This is a genomic window from Actinomadura sp. 21ATH (genome assembly GCF_041951345.1).
Lineage (GTDB): Bacteria > Actinomycetota > Actinomycetes > Streptosporangiales > Streptosporangiaceae > Spirillospora.
On record NZ_JBGNUR010000001.1, the window covers coordinates 898,302 to 914,320 of the forward strand.

At 74.1% G+C, this 16,019-nt stretch carries 16 protein-coding genes; 7 read left to right on the forward strand and 9 right to left on the reverse strand.

Annotation, left to right across the window (positions count from 1 at the left end; all coding sequences use genetic code 11):
* Nucleotides 1–18: 18 nt before the first annotated feature.
* The gene (gene mtrA, locus ACA361_RS04345; RefSeq protein WP_030165828.1) at nucleotides 19–696 is read right to left on the reverse strand and encodes an MtrAB system response regulator MtrA; all 678 of its coding nucleotides are present in this window, start codon (nucleotides 694–696) and stop codon (nucleotides 19–21) included.
* Between the two features lie 253 nt (nucleotides 697–949).
* On the opposite strand from mtrA, the gene ACA361_RS04350 reads away from it, so the two are divergent.
* From ACA361_RS04350 to ACA361_RS04370, 5 genes are read left to right on the forward strand one after another with little or no spacing between them, the layout of a single operon-like run.
* On the forward strand, nucleotides 950–2,086 hold the full coding sequence (locus ACA361_RS04350) for a hypothetical protein (protein WP_375010465.1): 1,137 nt from the start codon (nucleotides 950–952) through the stop codon (nucleotides 2,084–2,086).
* Nucleotides 2,083–2,769: a DUF4129 domain-containing protein gene (locus tag ACA361_RS04355; RefSeq protein ID WP_375010466.1), complete on the forward strand. Its 687-nt coding sequence runs from the start codon at nucleotides 2,083–2,085 to the stop codon at nucleotides 2,767–2,769. Before ACA361_RS04350 ends, ACA361_RS04355 begins: the two co-directional genes overlap by 4 nt.
* Nucleotides 2,769–3,995, forward strand: a complete 1,227-nt coding sequence (locus ACA361_RS04360) for a DUF4350 domain-containing protein (RefSeq protein ID WP_375010467.1) — start codon at nucleotides 2,769–2,771, stop codon at nucleotides 3,993–3,995. The genes ACA361_RS04355 and ACA361_RS04360 overlap by 1 nt, the downstream gene beginning before the upstream one ends.
* 26 nt (nucleotides 3,996–4,021) lie before the next feature.
* A complete protein-coding gene (locus tag ACA361_RS04365) occupies nucleotides 4,022–5,008 on the forward strand; it encodes an AAA family ATPase (protein ID WP_375010894.1) in 987 nt (328 codons plus the stop codon).
* A gap of 16 nt (nucleotides 5,009–5,024) precedes the next feature.
* Nucleotides 5,025–6,317, forward strand: a complete 1,293-nt coding sequence (locus ACA361_RS04370) for a DUF58 domain-containing protein (RefSeq protein WP_375010468.1) — start codon at nucleotides 5,025–5,027, stop codon at nucleotides 6,315–6,317.
* On the opposite strand, the gene ACA361_RS04375 is transcribed toward ACA361_RS04370, so the two are convergent.
* The gene (locus ACA361_RS04375) at nucleotides 6,314–7,309 is read right to left on the reverse strand and encodes a stage II sporulation protein M (protein ID WP_375010469.1); all 996 of its coding nucleotides are present in this window, start codon (nucleotides 7,307–7,309) and stop codon (nucleotides 6,314–6,316) included. The genes ACA361_RS04370 and ACA361_RS04375 overlap by 4 nt on opposite strands.
* Before the next feature lie 70 nt (nucleotides 7,310–7,379).
* Between ACA361_RS04375 and ACA361_RS04380 the strand changes: the two genes are divergently transcribed.
* Nucleotides 7,380–8,516 carry an RDD family protein gene (locus tag ACA361_RS04380; RefSeq protein WP_375010470.1) on the forward strand — a complete coding sequence of 379 codons (1,137 nt, stop codon included), beginning with the start codon at nucleotides 7,380–7,382 and terminating at the stop codon, nucleotides 8,514–8,516.
* On the opposite strand, the gene ACA361_RS04385 is transcribed toward ACA361_RS04380, so the two are convergent.
* The 3 genes from ACA361_RS04385 to ahcY (ACA361_RS04395) form a co-directional block, all read right to left on the reverse strand.
* Nucleotides 8,513–9,094 carry a hypothetical protein gene (locus tag ACA361_RS04385; RefSeq protein ID WP_375010471.1) on the reverse strand — a complete coding sequence of 194 codons (582 nt, stop codon included), beginning with the start codon at nucleotides 9,092–9,094 and terminating at the stop codon, nucleotides 8,513–8,515. The genes ACA361_RS04380 and ACA361_RS04385 overlap by 4 nt on opposite strands.
* Nucleotides 9,076–10,332, reverse strand: a complete 1,257-nt coding sequence (gene ahcY, locus ACA361_RS04390; RefSeq protein ID WP_375010472.1) for an adenosylhomocysteinase — start codon at nucleotides 10,330–10,332, stop codon at nucleotides 9,076–9,078. Before ahcY (ACA361_RS04390) ends, ACA361_RS04385 begins: the two co-directional genes overlap by 19 nt.
* An 89-nt stretch (nucleotides 10,333–10,421) precedes the next feature.
* On the reverse strand, nucleotides 10,422–11,852 hold the full coding sequence (ahcY, locus tag ACA361_RS04395; RefSeq protein WP_375010473.1) for an adenosylhomocysteinase: 1,431 nt from the start codon (nucleotides 11,850–11,852) through the stop codon (nucleotides 10,422–10,424).
* A gap of 149 nt (nucleotides 11,853–12,001) precedes the next feature.
* Between ahcY (ACA361_RS04395) and ACA361_RS04400 the strand changes: the two genes are divergently transcribed.
* Nucleotides 12,002–12,403 carry a MerR family DNA-binding transcriptional regulator gene (locus ACA361_RS04400; RefSeq protein WP_375010474.1) on the forward strand — a complete coding sequence of 134 codons (402 nt, stop codon included), beginning with the start codon at nucleotides 12,002–12,004 and terminating at the stop codon, nucleotides 12,401–12,403.
* Here the strand turns inward: ACA361_RS04400 and ACA361_RS04405 are convergent.
* The 4 genes from ACA361_RS04405 to ACA361_RS04420 all read right to left on the reverse strand — a co-directional run bounded on the left by ACA361_RS04405 (nucleotide 12,369) and on the right by ACA361_RS04420 (nucleotide 15,925).
* Nucleotides 12,369–12,899, reverse strand: coding sequence for a hypothetical protein (locus ACA361_RS04405; RefSeq protein ID WP_375010475.1), 531 nt, complete (start codon nucleotides 12,897–12,899; stop codon nucleotides 12,369–12,371). The genes ACA361_RS04400 and ACA361_RS04405 overlap by 35 nt on opposite strands.
* The gene (locus ACA361_RS04410) at nucleotides 12,896–13,504 is read right to left on the reverse strand and encodes a TetR/AcrR family transcriptional regulator (protein ID WP_375010476.1); all 609 of its coding nucleotides are present in this window, start codon (nucleotides 13,502–13,504) and stop codon (nucleotides 12,896–12,898) included. Before ACA361_RS04410 ends, ACA361_RS04405 begins: the two co-directional genes overlap by 4 nt.
* An 87-nt stretch (nucleotides 13,505–13,591) precedes the next feature.
* On the reverse strand, nucleotides 13,592–14,266 hold the full coding sequence (locus ACA361_RS04415; RefSeq protein ID WP_375010477.1) for a response regulator: 675 nt from the start codon (nucleotides 14,264–14,266) through the stop codon (nucleotides 13,592–13,594).
* 30 nt (nucleotides 14,267–14,296) lie between these two features.
* Nucleotides 14,297–15,925 (reverse strand): sensor histidine kinase, encoded by a 1,629-nt coding sequence (locus ACA361_RS04420; RefSeq protein WP_375010478.1) that lies wholly within the window; start codon nucleotides 15,923–15,925, stop codon nucleotides 14,297–14,299.
* Nucleotides 15,926–16,019: the final 94 nt, after the last annotated feature.

The window sequence follows — 16,019 nt, forward strand, 5'->3', positions numbered from 1 at the left end:
CGGGGTACGGGCGCCTGGTCAGGCGGGTCCGGCCTTGTAGCCGACGCCGCGGACGGTCACGACGATCTCGGGCCGTTCCGGATCCTTCTCGATCTTGGCGCGGAGCCGCTGCACGTGCACGTTCACCAGCCGGGTGTCGGCGGCGTGCCGGTAGCCCCAGACCTGCTCCAGCAGCACCTCGCGGGTGAACACCTGGCGCGGCTTGCGGGCCAGCGCGACCAGGAGGTCGAACTCCAGCGGGGTGAGCGGGATGTGCCGGTCGCCGCGCTTGACCGAGTGGCCGGCGACGTCGATGGTGATGTCGCCGATCTGCAGCGTCTCGGGCGCGGGCTCGTCGGTGCGGCGCAGCCGGGCGCGCACCCGGGCCACCAGCTCCTTGGGCTTGAACGGCTTGACGATGTAGTCGTCGGCGCCCGACTCCAGGCCGAGCACCACGTCCACGGTGTCGCTCTTGGCGGTGAGCATCACGATCGGGATGCCGGACTCCGCGCGGATCTGGCGGCACACGTCGATGCCGTCGGCGCCGGGGAGCATCAGGTCGAGCAGCACGAGGTCGGGCCGGGTCTCCCGGAACGCCTCGAGCGCCTTGTCGCCGTCATGGACGAACGACGGCTCGAAACCCTCGCCCCTCAGCACGATGCCGAGCATCTCGGCGAGAGCGAGATCGTCGTCGACGACCAGTACGCGTCCTCTCATGGCCCTCATCGTCACTAAAGTCGGGGATGGTGGGGGGAAATCGTGGGATCTGGCAGGTCTGACGGGGATCTGTCGGGGTGCGGCGGGCACGGCGCGCGGGGGATACCCACCTCAGCGTGCCAGGTTACCCGCGTTTGCCTGGTCCGTGACCCGTCCGGTTCCGGAAAGATCGCCGGGCGTGCGGGCGGACGGGCGAACGCGGACGGCGGCCCGTGACAGGATGACCCGACGAGTAATCGCACGGGGAGCGGACATGGCGACACCGGACGGCACGGACACGGCCCTCGCGGGCGAGATCCCGTTCCGGCCGCTGTCGATCGCGGAGATCCTGGACGGCGCGATCGCCTGCATCCGGCTCTACCCGCGCGCCGTCCTCGGCACCTCCCTGCTGATGACCACGGTCGTCCAGGTGGCCGGGTCGGTGGCCGCGTACTACTTCGTCGGCCGGACCGCGCGCGACGAGGTCACCCCGAGCTGGGTGGTCCGCTCGGTCGGCACGCAGTTCACGCTCGGCGCGTTCGGCCTGGTGCTGTCGGCGTTCGCGATCGTGCTGCTGGCCGGGATGCTCGGGCCGGTGATCGGCCGCGGGCTGTACGGGCAGCCGGTGCCGCTGCGCCGCGCCTGGCGGGACACCCGCCCCCGGCTGTGGCGGCTGGTCGGCACCGCGCTGGTGGTCACCCTCGTCCCGCTGCTGGGGCTGGCGGTCCCGACCCTGCCGTTCGCGGCGTTCGTCGCGGTCGACGCGCCCGCCGGGGCGGGCGTGCTGTCGGCCGTGATCGGCTTCCCGCTCGGCGCGGTCCTGATGGTGTGGCTGTACGTGCTGCTCGTGCTGGCCGCGCCGGCCGTGGTCCTGGAACGGCAGAGCGTCGGCGGCGCCCTCAAGCGCGCGTACGCGCTGTCCCGCGGGCGCTGGTGGCGGACGTTCGGCACCTGCCTGCTGGCCATCCTGGTCACGGTCTTCATGGGGTTCTTCGCGCTGCGGATCCCGTTCCTGCTGGTGGAGCTGATCTTCTTCGGCGGCGACGCGGGCGCGGACGGGCAGGGGAACGAGGCGCTGTTCGCGCTGGCCGTCGACACCGTGGGCCGCATCGTGAGCTGGACGGTGGTGCTGCCGTTCGACGCGGGCGTGATCGCGCTGCTCTACCTGGACCGCCGGATGCGCCGCGAGGGGCTCGACCTGGAGCTGCGCACCCGCGCCGTCGAGCGCGCGGCGGCCCGTACCGGCCCGGTGGCGGGCACCGGCCGCGCGCCCGAGGGCGAGAACGGCGAGGCCCGGGGCGAGGGCGCGGACCGCCGGGATCCTGACGACGAGTTCTTCGAGACCTGGGAGCCGCCCGCGCCGCGGCACCGGGCCGGACCGCTGCCGTACGAGACCGGGGCGATGCCGTGAAGCTGCCCGAACCGATCGGCCGCGAGGAGGCCGAGGAGCTGGCCCGCCGCGAGCTGGAGAAGCCGATCTACCAGCGCGACCAGCCGTCCTGGCTGGAACGGGTCCTGGACCGCGTCGGCGAGTGGCTGCGCGAGCTGATGAACCGCGGCGTCGACCCGTCGGCGCACGGCAACGACGGCGGGTACGTCTCGCTGGTCGTCATCCTCCTCCTGGTCGCCGCCGCCATCGGCCTGGTCGCCTGGCTGATGTGGGGGCGCGGCAACGTCCGGTCCCGGCGCGAGGCGCTGCTGGACGAGAAGCCGACCACGGCGCGCGACCACCGGACCGCCGCCGAGGAGCACGCCGCCGCCGGCGACTGGCCCAAGGCCATCCGCGAGCGCCTCCGCGCCATAGCCCGCGACCTGGAGGAACGCGCCGTCCTCGCGCCGCAGCCGGGCCGCACCGCCGACGAGCTGGCCGCCGAGGCGGGCGCGGCGCTGCCCGAGCTGGCCGGCGGGCTGCGCGACGGCGTCCGGATCTTCGACGACGTCTGGTACGGCGACCGGCCGGGCAGCGCGGAGTCGTACGCGCGGATGAAGGCGCTGGACGAGCGGGTCCGGGCCGCGCGCCCGCGCCCCCTCGGCGGCGAGGACGAGGCCGCGCTCGCCGGGACGGCCGCCGACGAAGGGGGCCCGCGATGGTGATGAGCGACCGTCCCTCCACCGCCCCCGCGGCCCCGCCCGGCCCGGCGGCCGGCGGCGACGGCCCCACCGCGGGCCAGGTGGCCGCGCGCCGCTGGCGGTCCTCGCGGGGCGTGCTGTTCGCCGTGCTCGCCCTGGTCGTCGTCGCGCTAGGGATCGCCGCGCTGCGCCCGTCCGGCTCCGACCAGGACCTGGACCCCGAATCGGCCCGCCCCGGCGGCACCCGCGCGCTCGCCGAGATCCTCAAGCAGCGCGGCAACCCCGTCCAGGTGTCCCGCGACGCGGGTGACGCGGCCGGGAAGGCCGGCCCCGGCACCGTACTCGTGATCACCCGGCCGGAGCGGCTCACCGACCGCGACATCGCCCTGCTCCGCGGCACCCGCGGCGACCTGCTGCTGGTCGAGCCGTCCCGGGACGTGCTCGCCGGGCTCGCCCCCGGCGTGGAGCGCGCGAGCAGCAGCTACGAGCCGGTGTCCGAGCCCGGCTGCGCCGTGCGCGGCGCCGAGATCGCCGGGCGGGTCGAGTTCGGGCGGTCCGACACGTACCAGCTCACCGGCGGCGCGAGCGGCGGCATCGGCTGCTACCGGTCCGAGGACGACCTGCACCGGCTGGTCCAGGTCCCGGCCGCCGGCCGGACGATCACCGTTCTCGGCTCCGCCGCGCCGCTCACCAACGAGCGGCTCCGCGACGAGGGCAACGCCGCCCTCGGCATGAACCTGGCCGGCGCCCGCGCCGCGACCGTCTGGCTGATCCCCGACATGCCCGCGCCGGGCAGCGGCAGCGAGGAGGAGTCGCTCGGCGACCTGCTGCCGTTCGGGGTCAAGCTGCTCATCCTCCAGCTGATCATCGCCGTCGTGCTCGTCGCGCTGTGGCGGGCCCGCCGGCTCGGGCCGGTGGTGGCCGAGGCGCTCCCCGTCATCGTCCGGTCCGCCGAGACCGTGGAGGGCCGGGCCCGCCTCTACCGGGCGCACCGGGCCCGCGGCAGCGCCGCCGAGGCGCTGCGCGCCGGGACGCGCGAACGCCTCGTCCCGCTGCTCGGGCTGCCCCGCAGCGCCGCCCAGGACCCGGCCGCGGCGCGCGAGATCGTCGCCGCCGTCGCCCAGCGCAGCACGTACGACGAGGCGATGGTCGGCGCGGCCCTGTACGGTCCTGAACCGGGGGACGACGGGCAACTCGTCGGGCTCACCGACCTCCTCGACGACCTGGAAAGGCAGGTACGCCTCTCGTGAACCACCCAGTCGAGCTCGACAAGGGGATGCCGTCCGACGACGACCGCCCCGGCGGCGCCCTCGAAGGGTCCGACACGGCGCGGGCCGCGCTGACCGCGCTGCGCGGCGAGGTCGCGAAGACCGTCGTCGGCCAGGACTCGGTGGTGACCGGCCTGGTCATCTCGCTGCTGTGCCGCGGCCACGTGCTGCTGGAAGGCGTGCCCGGCACCGCCAAGACCCTCATGATCCGGACGCTGGCGGCGGCGCTCGACCTGGACTTCAAGCGGGTGCAGTTCACGCCCGACCTGATGCCCGGCGACGTCACCGGCTCGCTGATCTACGACAACCGGACCGCGGAGTTCGAGTTCCGCGAGGGCCCGGTCTTCACCAACCTGCTCCTGGCGGACGAGATCAACCGGACGCCGCCCAAGACCCAGGCGTCGCTGCTGGAGGCCATGGAGGAGCGGCAGGTGTCGGTGGAGGGCATGCCGCGCGCGCTGCCCGACCCGTTCGTGGTCTGCGCGACGCAGAACCCGATCGAGTACGAGGGCACCTACCCGCTGCCCGAGGCCCAGCTCGACCGGTTCCTGCTGAAGCTGACCGTGCCCGTCCCCACCCGGGACGAGGAGATCGCGATGCTCCAGCGGCACGCGACCGGCTTCGACCCGCGCGACCTGTCGGCGGTGCGGCCGGTGGCCGGGCCGGGCGATCTGGCCGCCGGGCGCGCCGCCGTACGGACCGTCCACCTGGACCCCAAGGTCGCCGCGTACGTCGTCGACCTGTGCCGCGCCACCCGGCAGTCCCCGTCGCTCGCGCTCGGCGTGTCCCCGCGCGGCGCGACGGCGCTGCTGGCGACGTCCCGCGCCTGGGCATGGATGTCGGGCCGCGACTACGTGACGCCCGACGACGTCAAGGCGCTCGCCCGGCCGACGCTGCGGCACCGCGTCCAGCTGCGCCCCGAGGCGGAGCTGGAGGGGGCCACCACCGACGGCGTGCTGGAGGGCATCCTCTCCCACGTCCCGGCGCCCCGCTGACCGGAGGGAACACTCCATGGCGCTGACCGGACGCCTGGGCCTGCTGGCGCTGCTCGCGGCTCCGCTGCCGATCCTCCTTCCGAGCTGGTGGACGCCGCTCGGCGTCCTGGGCGTCCTGCTGCTGGGCGTGGTGGCCGACCTGGCGCTGGCGGGCAACGTCCGGGCGCTGCGCTTCCACCGCGCCGGCGACACCAACGTGCGGCTGGGCGAGAAGGCGACGGTCGCGCTGATCGTCGAGAACCTCGGCCGGCGGCGCCTCAAGGCCGTCGTGCGGGACGCCTGGCAGCCGAGCGCGGGCGCGGTCACCCGTACCCACGCGGTGGACGTCCCGGCCGGGGAGCGGCGCCGTACGGACATCACGCTCGTCCCCACGCGGCGCGGCGACCGCAAGGCCGTGACCGTGACCGTCCGCTCGGTGGGGCCGCTCGGCCTCGCCGCCCGGCAGCTGTCGCGGCCCGCGCCGTGGACGCTCCGCGTCCTGCCGGCCTTCCCCGCCCGCCGCCACCTGCCCGGCAAGCTCGCGAAGCTCCGGCAGCTGACCGGCCAGCACGTGGCGCTGATCCGCGGCCAGGGCACCGAGTTCGACTCGCTGCGCGAGTACGTCGACGGCGACGACGTCCGCTCGATCGACTGGCGGGCCACCGCCCGCCGCGCCGACGTGGTCGTCCGCACCTGGCGTCCCGAGCGCGACCGCCGGCTCTACCTCGTCCTCGACACGGGCCGCACGTCCGCGGGCCGCGTCGGCGACATCCCCCGGCTCGACTGCTCGATGGACGCCGCCCTCCTGCTGGGGGCGCTCGCGTCCCGGGCCGGGGACCGGGTGGACCTGCTCGCGTACGACCGGCGCGTCCGCGCCCGGGTGGAGGGCGCGTCCCGTACGGACCTGCTCCCCACGATGGTGCAGGCGATGGCGCCGCTCGAACCCGAGCTGATCGAGAGCGACGCCGCCGGCATGGTGTCCACGCTCATGTCCCGCGTCCGGCAGCGCTGCCTGGTCGTGCTGCTCACCGAGCTCAACACCGCCGCGCTGGAGGAGGGCCTGATCCCGCTCCTCCCGCAGCTCACCGCCCGCCACCTCGTCATGATCGCCGCCGTCGGCGATCCGCGGGTGGGCGAGATGGCCGCCACCCGGGGCGACCTGGCCTCGGTGTACGACGCGGCCGCCGCCGAACGGGCCCGCGCCGAGCGCCGCCGCCTCACCGCCGAGCTCCGCAGCCACGGCGTCGAGGTCGTCGACGCCCCACCGGACGAGATCGCCCCGGCCCTCGCCGACGCGTACCTGGCCCTGAAGGCCGCCGGCCGGCTCTAGCCCGCCGTGGGGGCGAGGTCGGGGCGGAGTTCGGGGTCGCCGGTCTCGCCCCGGCGGACGGCGCGGCGGCCGAGGACGATCACGTACGCCAGGAACGCGACCTCGGCGACGACGCCGATGCCGATGCGGAGCCAGGTGGTGTGGACCCAGCCGGTCACGAAGCCCTCGATGAGGCCGGAGACCAGCAGGACGGCGATGAGGCCGAGCGCGACGCCGACGGCGGCGCGGCCCTCCTCGGCCAGCGCCTGGCCGCGCCGGCGGCGGCCCGGGTCGATGACCGTCCAGCCCAGCTTGAGGCCGGCGGCGCAGGCCAGGTAGACGGCGGTGAGCTCCAGCAGGCCGTGCGGCAGGATCAGGCCGAAGAAGATGTCGCCCTTGCCGTGCGCGAACATCAGGCCCGCCGTGAGCCCCAGGTTGACCTGGTTGAGGAGCAGCACGTAGATCGTCGGGATGCCGAGCAGGATGCCGAAGATCAGCGCGGTCGCCGACACCCACGCGTTGTTGATCCAGACCTGGAAGGCGAACGACGCCGCCGAATGCTCGACGTAGTAGTTGGCGAAGTCGTGCTCGACCAGCCGCCTGATCTCGTGCGGGGTCGCGATCGCCGCCTGCACCTGCGGGTTCCGCGCCACCCAGATCGCGAGGACCAGCGCGACCAGGTTGCCGAGCACCGCGCAGCCGAGCCACCACCAGCGCATCCGGTACGCGGTCGCCGGGAACGATACGGTGGCGAACCGGCCCACGTCCCGCCACAGCGGGGCCTGCGCGCCGGCGACGGCCGCGCGCCCCCGCGCCACCAGCGCGGACAGCCGGCCGACCAGCATCGGGTCGGGCGAGCTCGACCGTACGACCGACAGGTGCGTGGCGGTGCGCTGGTAGAGCTCGACCAGCTCGTCGATCTCCGGGCCGGTCAGCTTGCGGCTTGAGTTGATCAGCCGCTCCAGCCGCTGCCACTCGGCGTTGTGCGCGGCCACGAAGGCGTCGACGTCCACCCGGCGAGACTAACGCCTCGGCCGCTCGTACGGGCAAAATGGACCCGGCACCCCCAACGGAGGAGGCACCTTGACGCAACTCGTCACCGGCGAGGCCGTCGCGCTCGACATCCGGGTCGCGCGCCTGGCCAGCCGGGGCTGCGCCCTCCTGCTGGACCTGTTCTTCCAGATGATGATCCTCAACCTGCTGCTGTACGTGGCGGGGATGACCGCGGTCGTCGCCGACGAGGCATGGGGCGTGGGGCTGAGCATCCTGGCGGTCGCGGGCGTGATCGTCGGGTACCCGTGCGCGTTCGAGACGCTGACGCGCGGCCGCACGCTCGGCAAGCTCGCCGTGGGCATCCGGGTGGTGGCCGAGGACGGCGGCCCGATCCGCTTCCGGCAGGCCCTGGTACGGGCGCTCGCGGGCTTCCTGGAGTTCTTCGTCCTCTACGGCGCGCCGGCCCTGCTCACCTCGCTGTTCAACAAGCGCGGCAAGCGGCTCGGCGACGTGTTCGCGGGCACGGTCGTCATCCAGGAGCGGCTACCGCACGCGGCGCTGCACGGCCCCGTCGCGGTGATGCCCCCGCAGCTCGCCGGCTGGGCCCGCAACCTTGAGGTCTCCATGGTGTCGGACGAGCTGGCGATGACCGCCCGGCAGTACCTGTCGCGCTTCTGGGAGCTGCGCACTGAGGTGCGCGACCAGCTCGGCGGCCGGATCGCCGACCAGGTCCGCGCCGCGGTGAGCCCGCCGCCGCCCGACGGCGTGCGCCCGGAGATCTTCATCTCGGCCGTGCTGGCCGAACGCCGCCGCCGCGAGGAGTGGCGCCTCTACCGCCGCCAGGCGGCACGCATGCGCAAGCTGGGCCACGCCTGGCCCACCGCCCCGGCGCCCGCCCCCGTCATGGCCATGGCGGGTGCCGCACCGGCCGCGGGCCCGATGCGCCAGGGCCCGCCCGCGCCGCCCCCGTTCAGCGCCCCCCAGCCCGGCCGGCCGCGTTTCCTGCCGCCCACCGACTACGGCGCGGGCCCGTACCAGCAGGTCCTCGTGCCGCAGAACCCCCAGGCCCCCGGTGGCTGGCCGCACCAGCAGCAGCCGCCCCAGGGACAGGCAGGCGCGTGGCCGCAGCAGCAGACGGCACCCCAGGGGCACACGGGCACCTGGCCGCAGCAGCCGCCTCAGGGACAGACGGGCGGGTGGCCGCAGCAGCAGCCCCCGCGGGCTTAGAGGTTCGGAGGGGATTCGAGGTCGGTGAGCTCTATTCCCGGGGCGTTCAGGACCACGTCGCCTGCCACGTGTACCGGGGCGACCTCGCCGGTGGCGAGGTCGGTCAGTTCGTAGGCCGCGACCGGCAGCGGGTCGGTCTCGGTCTCGTACGGGGTGATCCCCGTCAGGCGCCAGCGGCGGTCGACGGTGAGGGTCGCCAGCGACGGGCCCGTGACCTGGACGACGCGTACGGACGCCCCCTCCCCCGGCCGCAGGTCCAGCGTGCGGGACAGCGCGACCAGGAACGCCGGGGACTCCCCCAGGAAGCCCACCGCGCGGGCCTGGTGCTCGGCGTCGCCGCGCACCCAGACGAGGTCGCGGCCGGTGACGCCGCCGCGGATGCGCCACTCGGGCCCGGCCAGCTCGACCCGGATCTGCCGCCAGCGGGTGTCGGCGACGAGGTCGGTGCGGACGCCGTCGGAGCGTTCGCCGACGTAGCGCCAGCCGCCCGCGCCGGGAGCGCACCGGAAGCGCTCCTCCAGGCCGCCGTCCAGATGCAGGTACGTGCCGCGCGGCATGCTCAGGAGCCCAGCCGCCACGAGTGCAGGTAGTCCTCCTGCTCGGCGGTCAGCGTGTCGATGCCGATCGACATGGACGCGAGCTTGAGCCGCGCGACCTCGGTGTCGATCTCCTTGGGGACCTCGTGGACGGCGGGTTCGAGCGTCTCGTACGCGGTGGCGAGCCAGGCCAGGGTGAGGGCCTGGTCGGCGAACGACATGTCCATGACGGCGGCGGGGTGCCCCTCGGCGGCGGCGAGGTTGACCAGCCGCCCCTCGGCGAGCAGGACCAGCCGCCGGCCGTCGGCCAGGACGTACTCGTCGGCCTGCGGGCGGACGCCCTCGTGGACGTCCACGGCGAGGTCGTTCAGGGCGCGCACGTCGATCTCGACGTCGAAGTGGCCGGAGTTGGCGAGGATCGCGCCGTCCTTCATGACGGCGAGGTGCTCGGCCGCGATCACGTCCCGGTTGCCGGTGACGGTGATGAACACGTCGCCGAGCGGCGCGGCCTCGGCCATCGGCTGCACGGCGAACCCCTGGAGCGCGGCGTCCAGCGCCTTCACCGGGTCGATCTCGGTGACGACCACGCGGGCGCCGAGCCCGCGGGCGCGCTCGGCGAGGCCGCGGCCGCAGTACCCGAAACCCGCGATCACGATCGTCTTGCCGGCCAGCAGCGTGTTGGTGGCCCGGACGATGCCGTCGAGCGTGGACTGGCCCGTCCCGTACCGGTTGTCGAACATGTGCTTGGTGTCGGTGTCGTTCACCGCCACCATCGGGAACTTCAGCGCCCCCTCGCGCGCCATCTGGTGCAGCCGGATGACGCCCGTGGTCGTCTCCTCGCAGCCGCCCTTGACGGTCCCGATCAGGTCGGTCCGGTCGATGTGCAGCGTGTTGACCAGGTCGCACCCGTCGTCCAGGACGAGGTCGGGCCCGGTCTCCAGCGCCTGGTGGATGTGCCGGTAGTAGCCCTCCCGGTCGGTCCCGGAACGGGCGAACACCTCGGCCCCGTACTCCTGGACGAGCGCCGCGGCGGTGTCGTCCTGCGTCGACAGCGGGTTGGACGCCGCCAGCGCCACGCTCGCGCCGCCCGCCTGGAGCGTCCGGATGAGGTTGGCGGTCTCGGTGGTGATGTGCATGCAGGCGGCGACGCGGAGGCCGTCCAGCGGGCGCTCGGCCGCGAACCGCTCCCGGATCTGCCGCAGCACGGGCATGGTCCGGTCGGCCCACTCGATCCGCTTGACCCCCTCGTACGCGAGGGAGACGTCCGCGATGTCGCTCACCAGTTCCCACCTTCAATCAGACGAGAGCCGCCGTACGGCCGGGACGGGCCGTACGGCGGCGTGCTCGCTCGATCTTTACCGGATCCCGATCAGTATCGGTAGTGGTCCGGCTTGTACGGGCCCTCGACGTGAACGCCGATGTAGGCGGCCTGCTCCTTGGTCAGCTCGGTGAGCTTGACGCCGAGGGCGTCGAGGTGGAGGCGGGCGACCTTCTCGTCCAGGTGCTTGGGCAGCACGTAGACGCCGATCGGGTACTCCTCGGTCTTGGTGAAGAGCTCGATCTGGGCGATCACCTGGTTGGTGAACGAGTTGGACATCACGAACGAGGGGTGGCCGGTGGCGCAGCCCAGGTTCATCAGGCGGCCCTCGGCCAGGACCAGGATGGAGTGGCCGTCGGGGAAGCGCCACTCGTGCACCTGCGGCTTGATCTCGATCCGCTCGATGCCGTCGATCTTGGCCAGGCCGGCCATGTCGATCTCGTTGTCGAAGTGCCCGATGTTGGACACGATCGCCTGGTGCTTCATCCGGGCCATGTGGTCGGCGCGGATGATGTTGAAGTTGCCGGTGGTGGTGACGAAGATGTCGGCGATCTCGACGACGTCCTCCAGGGTGGTGACCTGGAAGCCGTCCATCGCGGCCTGGAGCGCGCAGATCGGGTCGATCTCGGTGACGATGACGCGGGCGCCCTGGCCGCGCAGCGCGTCGGCGCAGCCCTTGCCCACGTCGCCGTAGCCGCAGACCACGGCGACCTTGCCGCCGATCAGCACGTCGGTGGCGCGGTTGAGGCCGTCGATGACCGAGTGGCGGCAGCCGTACTTGTTGTCGAACTTCGACTTGGTGACCGAGTCGTTGACGTTGATCGCCGGGAAGGCCAGGGTGCCCTCCTTGGCCATCTCGTACAGGCGGTGGACGCCGGTGGTGGTCTCCTCGGTGACGCCCTTGATGCCGGCGGCGGTCTCGGTCCAGCGGCCGGGACGCTCGGCGATGGTGCGGCGCAGCGTGTCGAGGATGATGCCCCACTCCTCGGGGTCCTCGGCGGTCGCGGACGGGACGGCGCCCGCCTTCTCGTACTCGGCGCCCTTGTGCACCAGCAGGGTGGCGTCGCCGCCGTCGTCGAGGATCATGTTGGGGCCCGACCCGTCCGGCCACGCGAGGGCCTGGTCGGTGCACCACCAGTACTCCTCCAGCGTCTCGCCCTTCCAGGCGAACACCGGGACGCCCTTCGGGTCCTCAGGGGTGCCGTCCTTGCCGACGACGACGGCCGCGGCGGCGTGGTCCTGGGTGGAGAAGATGTTGCAGGACACCCAGCGGACGTCGGCGCCGAGCTCGACCAGCGTCTCGATCAGCACGGCGGTCTGGATCGTCATGTGCAGCGAGCCCATGATCTTGGCCCCGCGCAGCGGCCTGGCCTCGGCGTACTCGGCGCGTACGGCCATCAGGCCGGGCATCTCGTGCTCGGCGAGCCGGATCTCCCGGCGCCCGAAGTCGGCCAGCGACAGGTCGGCGACCTTGTAGTCCATGCTTGGGTAACTCCTCGTCGTCCACTGTGATCGGCGACCGCCGCCGGGGCGGGGTCCGGTGCCGGGTTCGCCCGCGAGTCTAGGCCCGTCCCCGGGTGCGGAGCACGGCCGGACCTGACTTTCTGACACGGATTTGTCAGAATCGGCCCATGCGCATCACGGAGGCCGCCCGCCGGCTCGGTACCTCGCCCCGCATGCTCCGCTACCGCGAGAGCCTCGGGCTGCTGCCCGCGACCCGGGAGCCGTACCCCGGTTCGCGCGGCCGCGTCGCGGGCGGCCACCGCCGGTTCGGGGACGCGGAGCTGCGCGCCGTCGCGCTCGCGCTGGCCCTGGAGAAGCGGTACGACATCGGCCCCGCCGAGCTGGCCTTCGGGCTGCGGGTGCTGGCCGAGCCCGAGGTGCAGGCGCGGGTCCGCGAGCTGGGCGAGCGGGTCGGACGGCTGTCCGCGCCGCCCACCCGGGCCCTGGACTTCGAGAAGGAGAAGGCCCTGCGGCTCCTCCAGCAGCGCTCCCGCCCTAGGCCGGGAGGAAGTGCGCGAGGAGGAGCTTGACCAGCAACGCCGGTGCCAGCCAGAGGAGCGCGCCGGGGACGGGGAACGCGGTCAGCGCGACGGCGGTGCCGAGGACGGCGGCGCCGAAGGCGACCGGAGGCCGCAGGTCCGCCGGGGCGGCCGTGGCGGCGAGGGCGCCCGCGACGGCCAGCGCGTACAGGAGTCCGGCGGCGGCCCAGCCGTAGCCGGGCACCGCGAGGGCGACCAGGAACGGCTGCACGTGGACGGCCACGAACCCCAGCCGCCTGGACGGGGCCTCGCCCGGCCCGTGGAAGCGCCGCTTGGCCGCTCCCGTGGCGTTGGCGACCGCTCCCCCGAACATGTCGAACGCGACGGCGGCGATGACCGCGGCCGGGAGGGCGGCGTACCCGGCGTCGAGGGCGAGAGCGGCCGCGAGGACCGTTCCGGCGGCCGCGGCGCCGTAGGTCACGGCCAGCTCGCCGGTACCGGCGCCCGGCGCCACCAGGAGGCCGTTGATCGTACGGAGGGCCGTCACGCGTCCTCCCGCGGGCGCAGGCCGTCCAGGCAGACGGCGACGATCGAGCCGGCCAGCTCGCGGAGCGGCACCCGGGGGTCGACGACCCACTGGAGCAGGCAGCCCTCGATGGCGCCGACGATGACGGCCGCCTCGGCGGCGCCGGTCCCGGCGCGTACCGCGCCCTCGGCGGCGGCCTCCTCCAGCAGGACGGTGACCGCCTCGCGGTACCGCTCGTAGACGCGGGACATGTTCAGGGGGCGGCCGGGTTCGCCGCCCCGGCCGACCGTCCACAGGTCCAGGAAGAGGCGGGCCAGGTCGGGATCGCCCGCGGCCGCGCCGATCACGGCGTGCACGAGCCATTCGAGCCGTTCGACGGCCGGGCGGCCGAGCGTGCGCGCGATCCGGACGATCTCCGCGTCGGCGGCGGCCAACTCCTCGAAGACGGCGTCCAGGATCGCCTCGCGGCTGTCGAACGCCAGGTAGACGCTGCCCTTGCCGATCCCGGCCTCGGCGGCGACGTCCTCGACGCGCGAGGCGGCGAAGCCCTTGCGGGCGAACACCCGGATCGCCGCGTTCAGGATCTGCTGTCGCCGGGCGTCCTCGTCGACGTGTTTCGGGGTCATCCGGCCTCCTTTGACTGACTGGTCAGTCATCCTACGCCTTCGGCGCGAGAAGGACGGCGGGCGCGTTCTCTGAAGTGGGCGCGTTCCCTAAGCGGGCGGGTTCTCGCCTGGTACGACGACGCCGGACTCGTACGCGAGCATGACCGCCTGGGCGCGGTCGCGCAGGCCCAGCTTGGTGAAGACGCGGGCGACATGGGTCTTGACCGTGTGCTCGCTCACCACGAGCCGCTGCGCGATCTCGCCGTTGGACAGCCCGCCCGCGATCAGGACGAGCACCTCGGTCTCCCGGGCGGTGAGCGTGGACAACTCGGACGGCGCCTTCGGCTGGTTGCGGCGCTGCTTGGTGAACTCGCGGATCAGCCGCCCGGTGACCTGCGGCGCGAGCAGCGAGTCGCCACGGGCCACGACCCGTACGGCCGACACCAGCTCGTCGGCGGTGGCGTCCTTCAGCAGGAACCCGCTGGCGCCCACGGCGAGCGCGTCGTAGACGTACTCGTCCACGTCGAACGTCGTCAGCACCAACACCCGGACGCCGTCCGCCCACGGCTTGGCCAGGATGCGGCGGGTCGCCTCGATCCCGTCCATCCCGGGCATCCGGATGTCCATCACGATCACGTCGGGCCGCTCGGCCTCGGCCAGCCGGACCGCCTCCCGGCCGTCGCCCGCCTCGCCGGCGACGGAGATGTCGGGCTGGGCGTCCAGCAGCGCGGCGAACCCGGCCCGCACGATCGTCTGGTCGTCGACGATCAGTACCTTGATCACTCCGCCGCTCCGGGGGACGCGGAACGGCGGTCAGGGCCGCCCGGGCGGCTGGGAACCGGGGTCACGGGTGGGGCTCTCCTCCCTCGTCAGCGGAAGCTCGGCCTCCACCAGGAACCCGCCCTCGGCGGCCGGACCGGCGGAGAACCGTCCGCCCAGCATGGTCGCACGTTCCCGCATGCCCACGAGGCCATGTCCGCCGCCCTCTTCGCCCGAATGCGGGGTTTCCAGGCGGGTACGGCCGCTCTGGCCGCTTCCGGCGGTGTTCGCCAGGTCGGCGGGATCCAGTACCGCGGTACGCGGCGCGCCGCCGTCCCGGTTCAGCACCATGGTCGGCGCGGCCGAGCCGTCGTCGCGGACCCGCACCGCCAGCCGGTCCGGCAGGTACGTCAGCTCCACCCGCACCCCGGCGCCCGGCGCGTGCCGCCGCGCGTTCGTCAGCGCCTCCTGGACGATCCGGTACGCCGACAGCTCGACCGTCGTCGACAGCGACCGCGGCTCGCCCTGCACCGCCAGGTCCACCTGGCCGGCCGCGGCCCGGTGCTGGTCGATCAGGTCCGGCAGCCGGTCGAGGCGCGGCTGCGGCGCCGACTCGGGCTCCGGCTTGGCGTCGGCGCGCAGCACGCTCAGCAGCCGACGCATCTCCACCAGCGCGTCCCGGGCGGTCCGGGCGATCTCGGAGTAGCCGGCGCGGGCCTCCGGCGAGAGGTTCTGCATCGTGTACGGCGCGGTCTCGGCCTGCACGGCGATCATCGAGACCGAGTGGGCGACCACGTCGTGCAGCTCGCGGGCGATCCGGGCGCGCTCCCGCATCACCGCCTGCTCGCGCTGCACGGCGGTGAGCCGGGTGAGGGTCTCGCTGGTGCGCTCGTGCGCCTCCGCCTGCGTCCGGTCCGCGGTCTCCACGGCCCGGCGGGCGTCGCCCAGCCCGATCGCCGCCAGCACGGCCACGGCGGCGGCCGGCCAGGGAATGTCGTCCAGCGTGCTCGTCGCCAGGTAGACGACCGCGACGATCACCGCCGCGCCGACCGCCAGCGCGCCCGCGGACTGCCGGGGCAGCTGCCGGCCCAGCGCGTACAGCGTGTACAGCGCGGCGAACGCGGTCGTCACCAGCACGGTCTGGCCGGTCAGCAGGCTCGCCGCGAACGCGCCGAGCACCACGGCCGCGACCGGGCGCAGCGACTCGGCCCGCCACACCAGCGGCAGCGTGCCCGCGACGGCGAACGCGCCCTCCACGGTCAGCGGCGTCTCCACCCGCGGCGCCAGCTCGGCGAGCGCGGCGACGGTCAGCGCGAGCCCGGTGAGCGGGGCGAAGTACCAGGCCCGGGTGAACTCGCTCCAGGCGTTGATCCAGCGCGGCAGCGGCGCGGTCGTGCCGGCCGCCGGGGCCGTCCGGGTGCGGCCGTCGCTGCCGGGCCCGCCGGGGGCGGGGGCGGCGCGGCGGCCGTACAGCTTGGCGCCGATCCGCACGCCGAGGGGGCGCAGCAGCCGGCCGGCCCCGGTGAGGATCCACAGCAGCAGCTGGCCCACGCCCGCCACGATCCGGCCGGACAGCCGCCACGCGTGGTGGGCGAGCCCCGCGCCGAACCCGGTGGGCGGGGCGCCGCGCCCGTGCGGCGGCCCGGGCGGCGCCGGGGTCTGGGAGTGCTGGTCGCTGGTCACCCCTCAATACTGACCGCTGCGGGCGGGTTCTCACCTCACCGTGCGGTGTTATGCGATCAGCTCGTATCCCCCTCGAGAACGACCCGCGTTCCCT

What these genes read in the sequence shown, in the direction of transcription:
- mtrA (WP_030165828.1), bottom strand. Translation starts at nt 696, where the DNA reads ATGAGAGGACGCGTACTGGTCGTCGACGACGATCTCGCTCTCGCCGAG.
- ACA361_RS04350 (WP_375010465.1), top strand. Translation starts at nt 950, where the DNA reads ATGGCGACACCGGACGGCACGGACACGGCCCTCGCGGGCGAGATCCCG.
- ACA361_RS04360 (WP_375010467.1), top strand. Translation starts at nt 2,769, where the DNA reads ATGAGCGACCGTCCCTCCACCGCCCCCGCGGCCCCGCCCGGCCCGGCG.
- ACA361_RS04365 (WP_375010894.1), top strand. Translation starts at nt 4,022, where the DNA reads ATGCCGTCCGACGACGACCGCCCCGGCGGCGCCCTCGAAGGGTCCGAC.
- ACA361_RS04370 (WP_375010468.1), top strand. Translation starts at nt 5,025, where the DNA reads ATGGCGCTGACCGGACGCCTGGGCCTGCTGGCGCTGCTCGCGGCTCCG.
- ahcY (WP_375010473.1), bottom strand. Translation starts at nt 11,852, where the DNA reads ATGGACTACAAGGTCGCCGACCTGTCGCTGGCCGACTTCGGGCGCCGG.
- ACA361_RS04400 (WP_375010474.1), top strand. Translation starts at nt 12,002, where the DNA reads ATGCGCATCACGGAGGCCGCCCGCCGGCTCGGTACCTCGCCCCGCATG.
- ACA361_RS04410 (WP_375010476.1), bottom strand. Translation starts at nt 13,504, where the DNA reads ATGACCCCGAAACACGTCGACGAGGACGCCCGGCGACAGCAGATCCTG.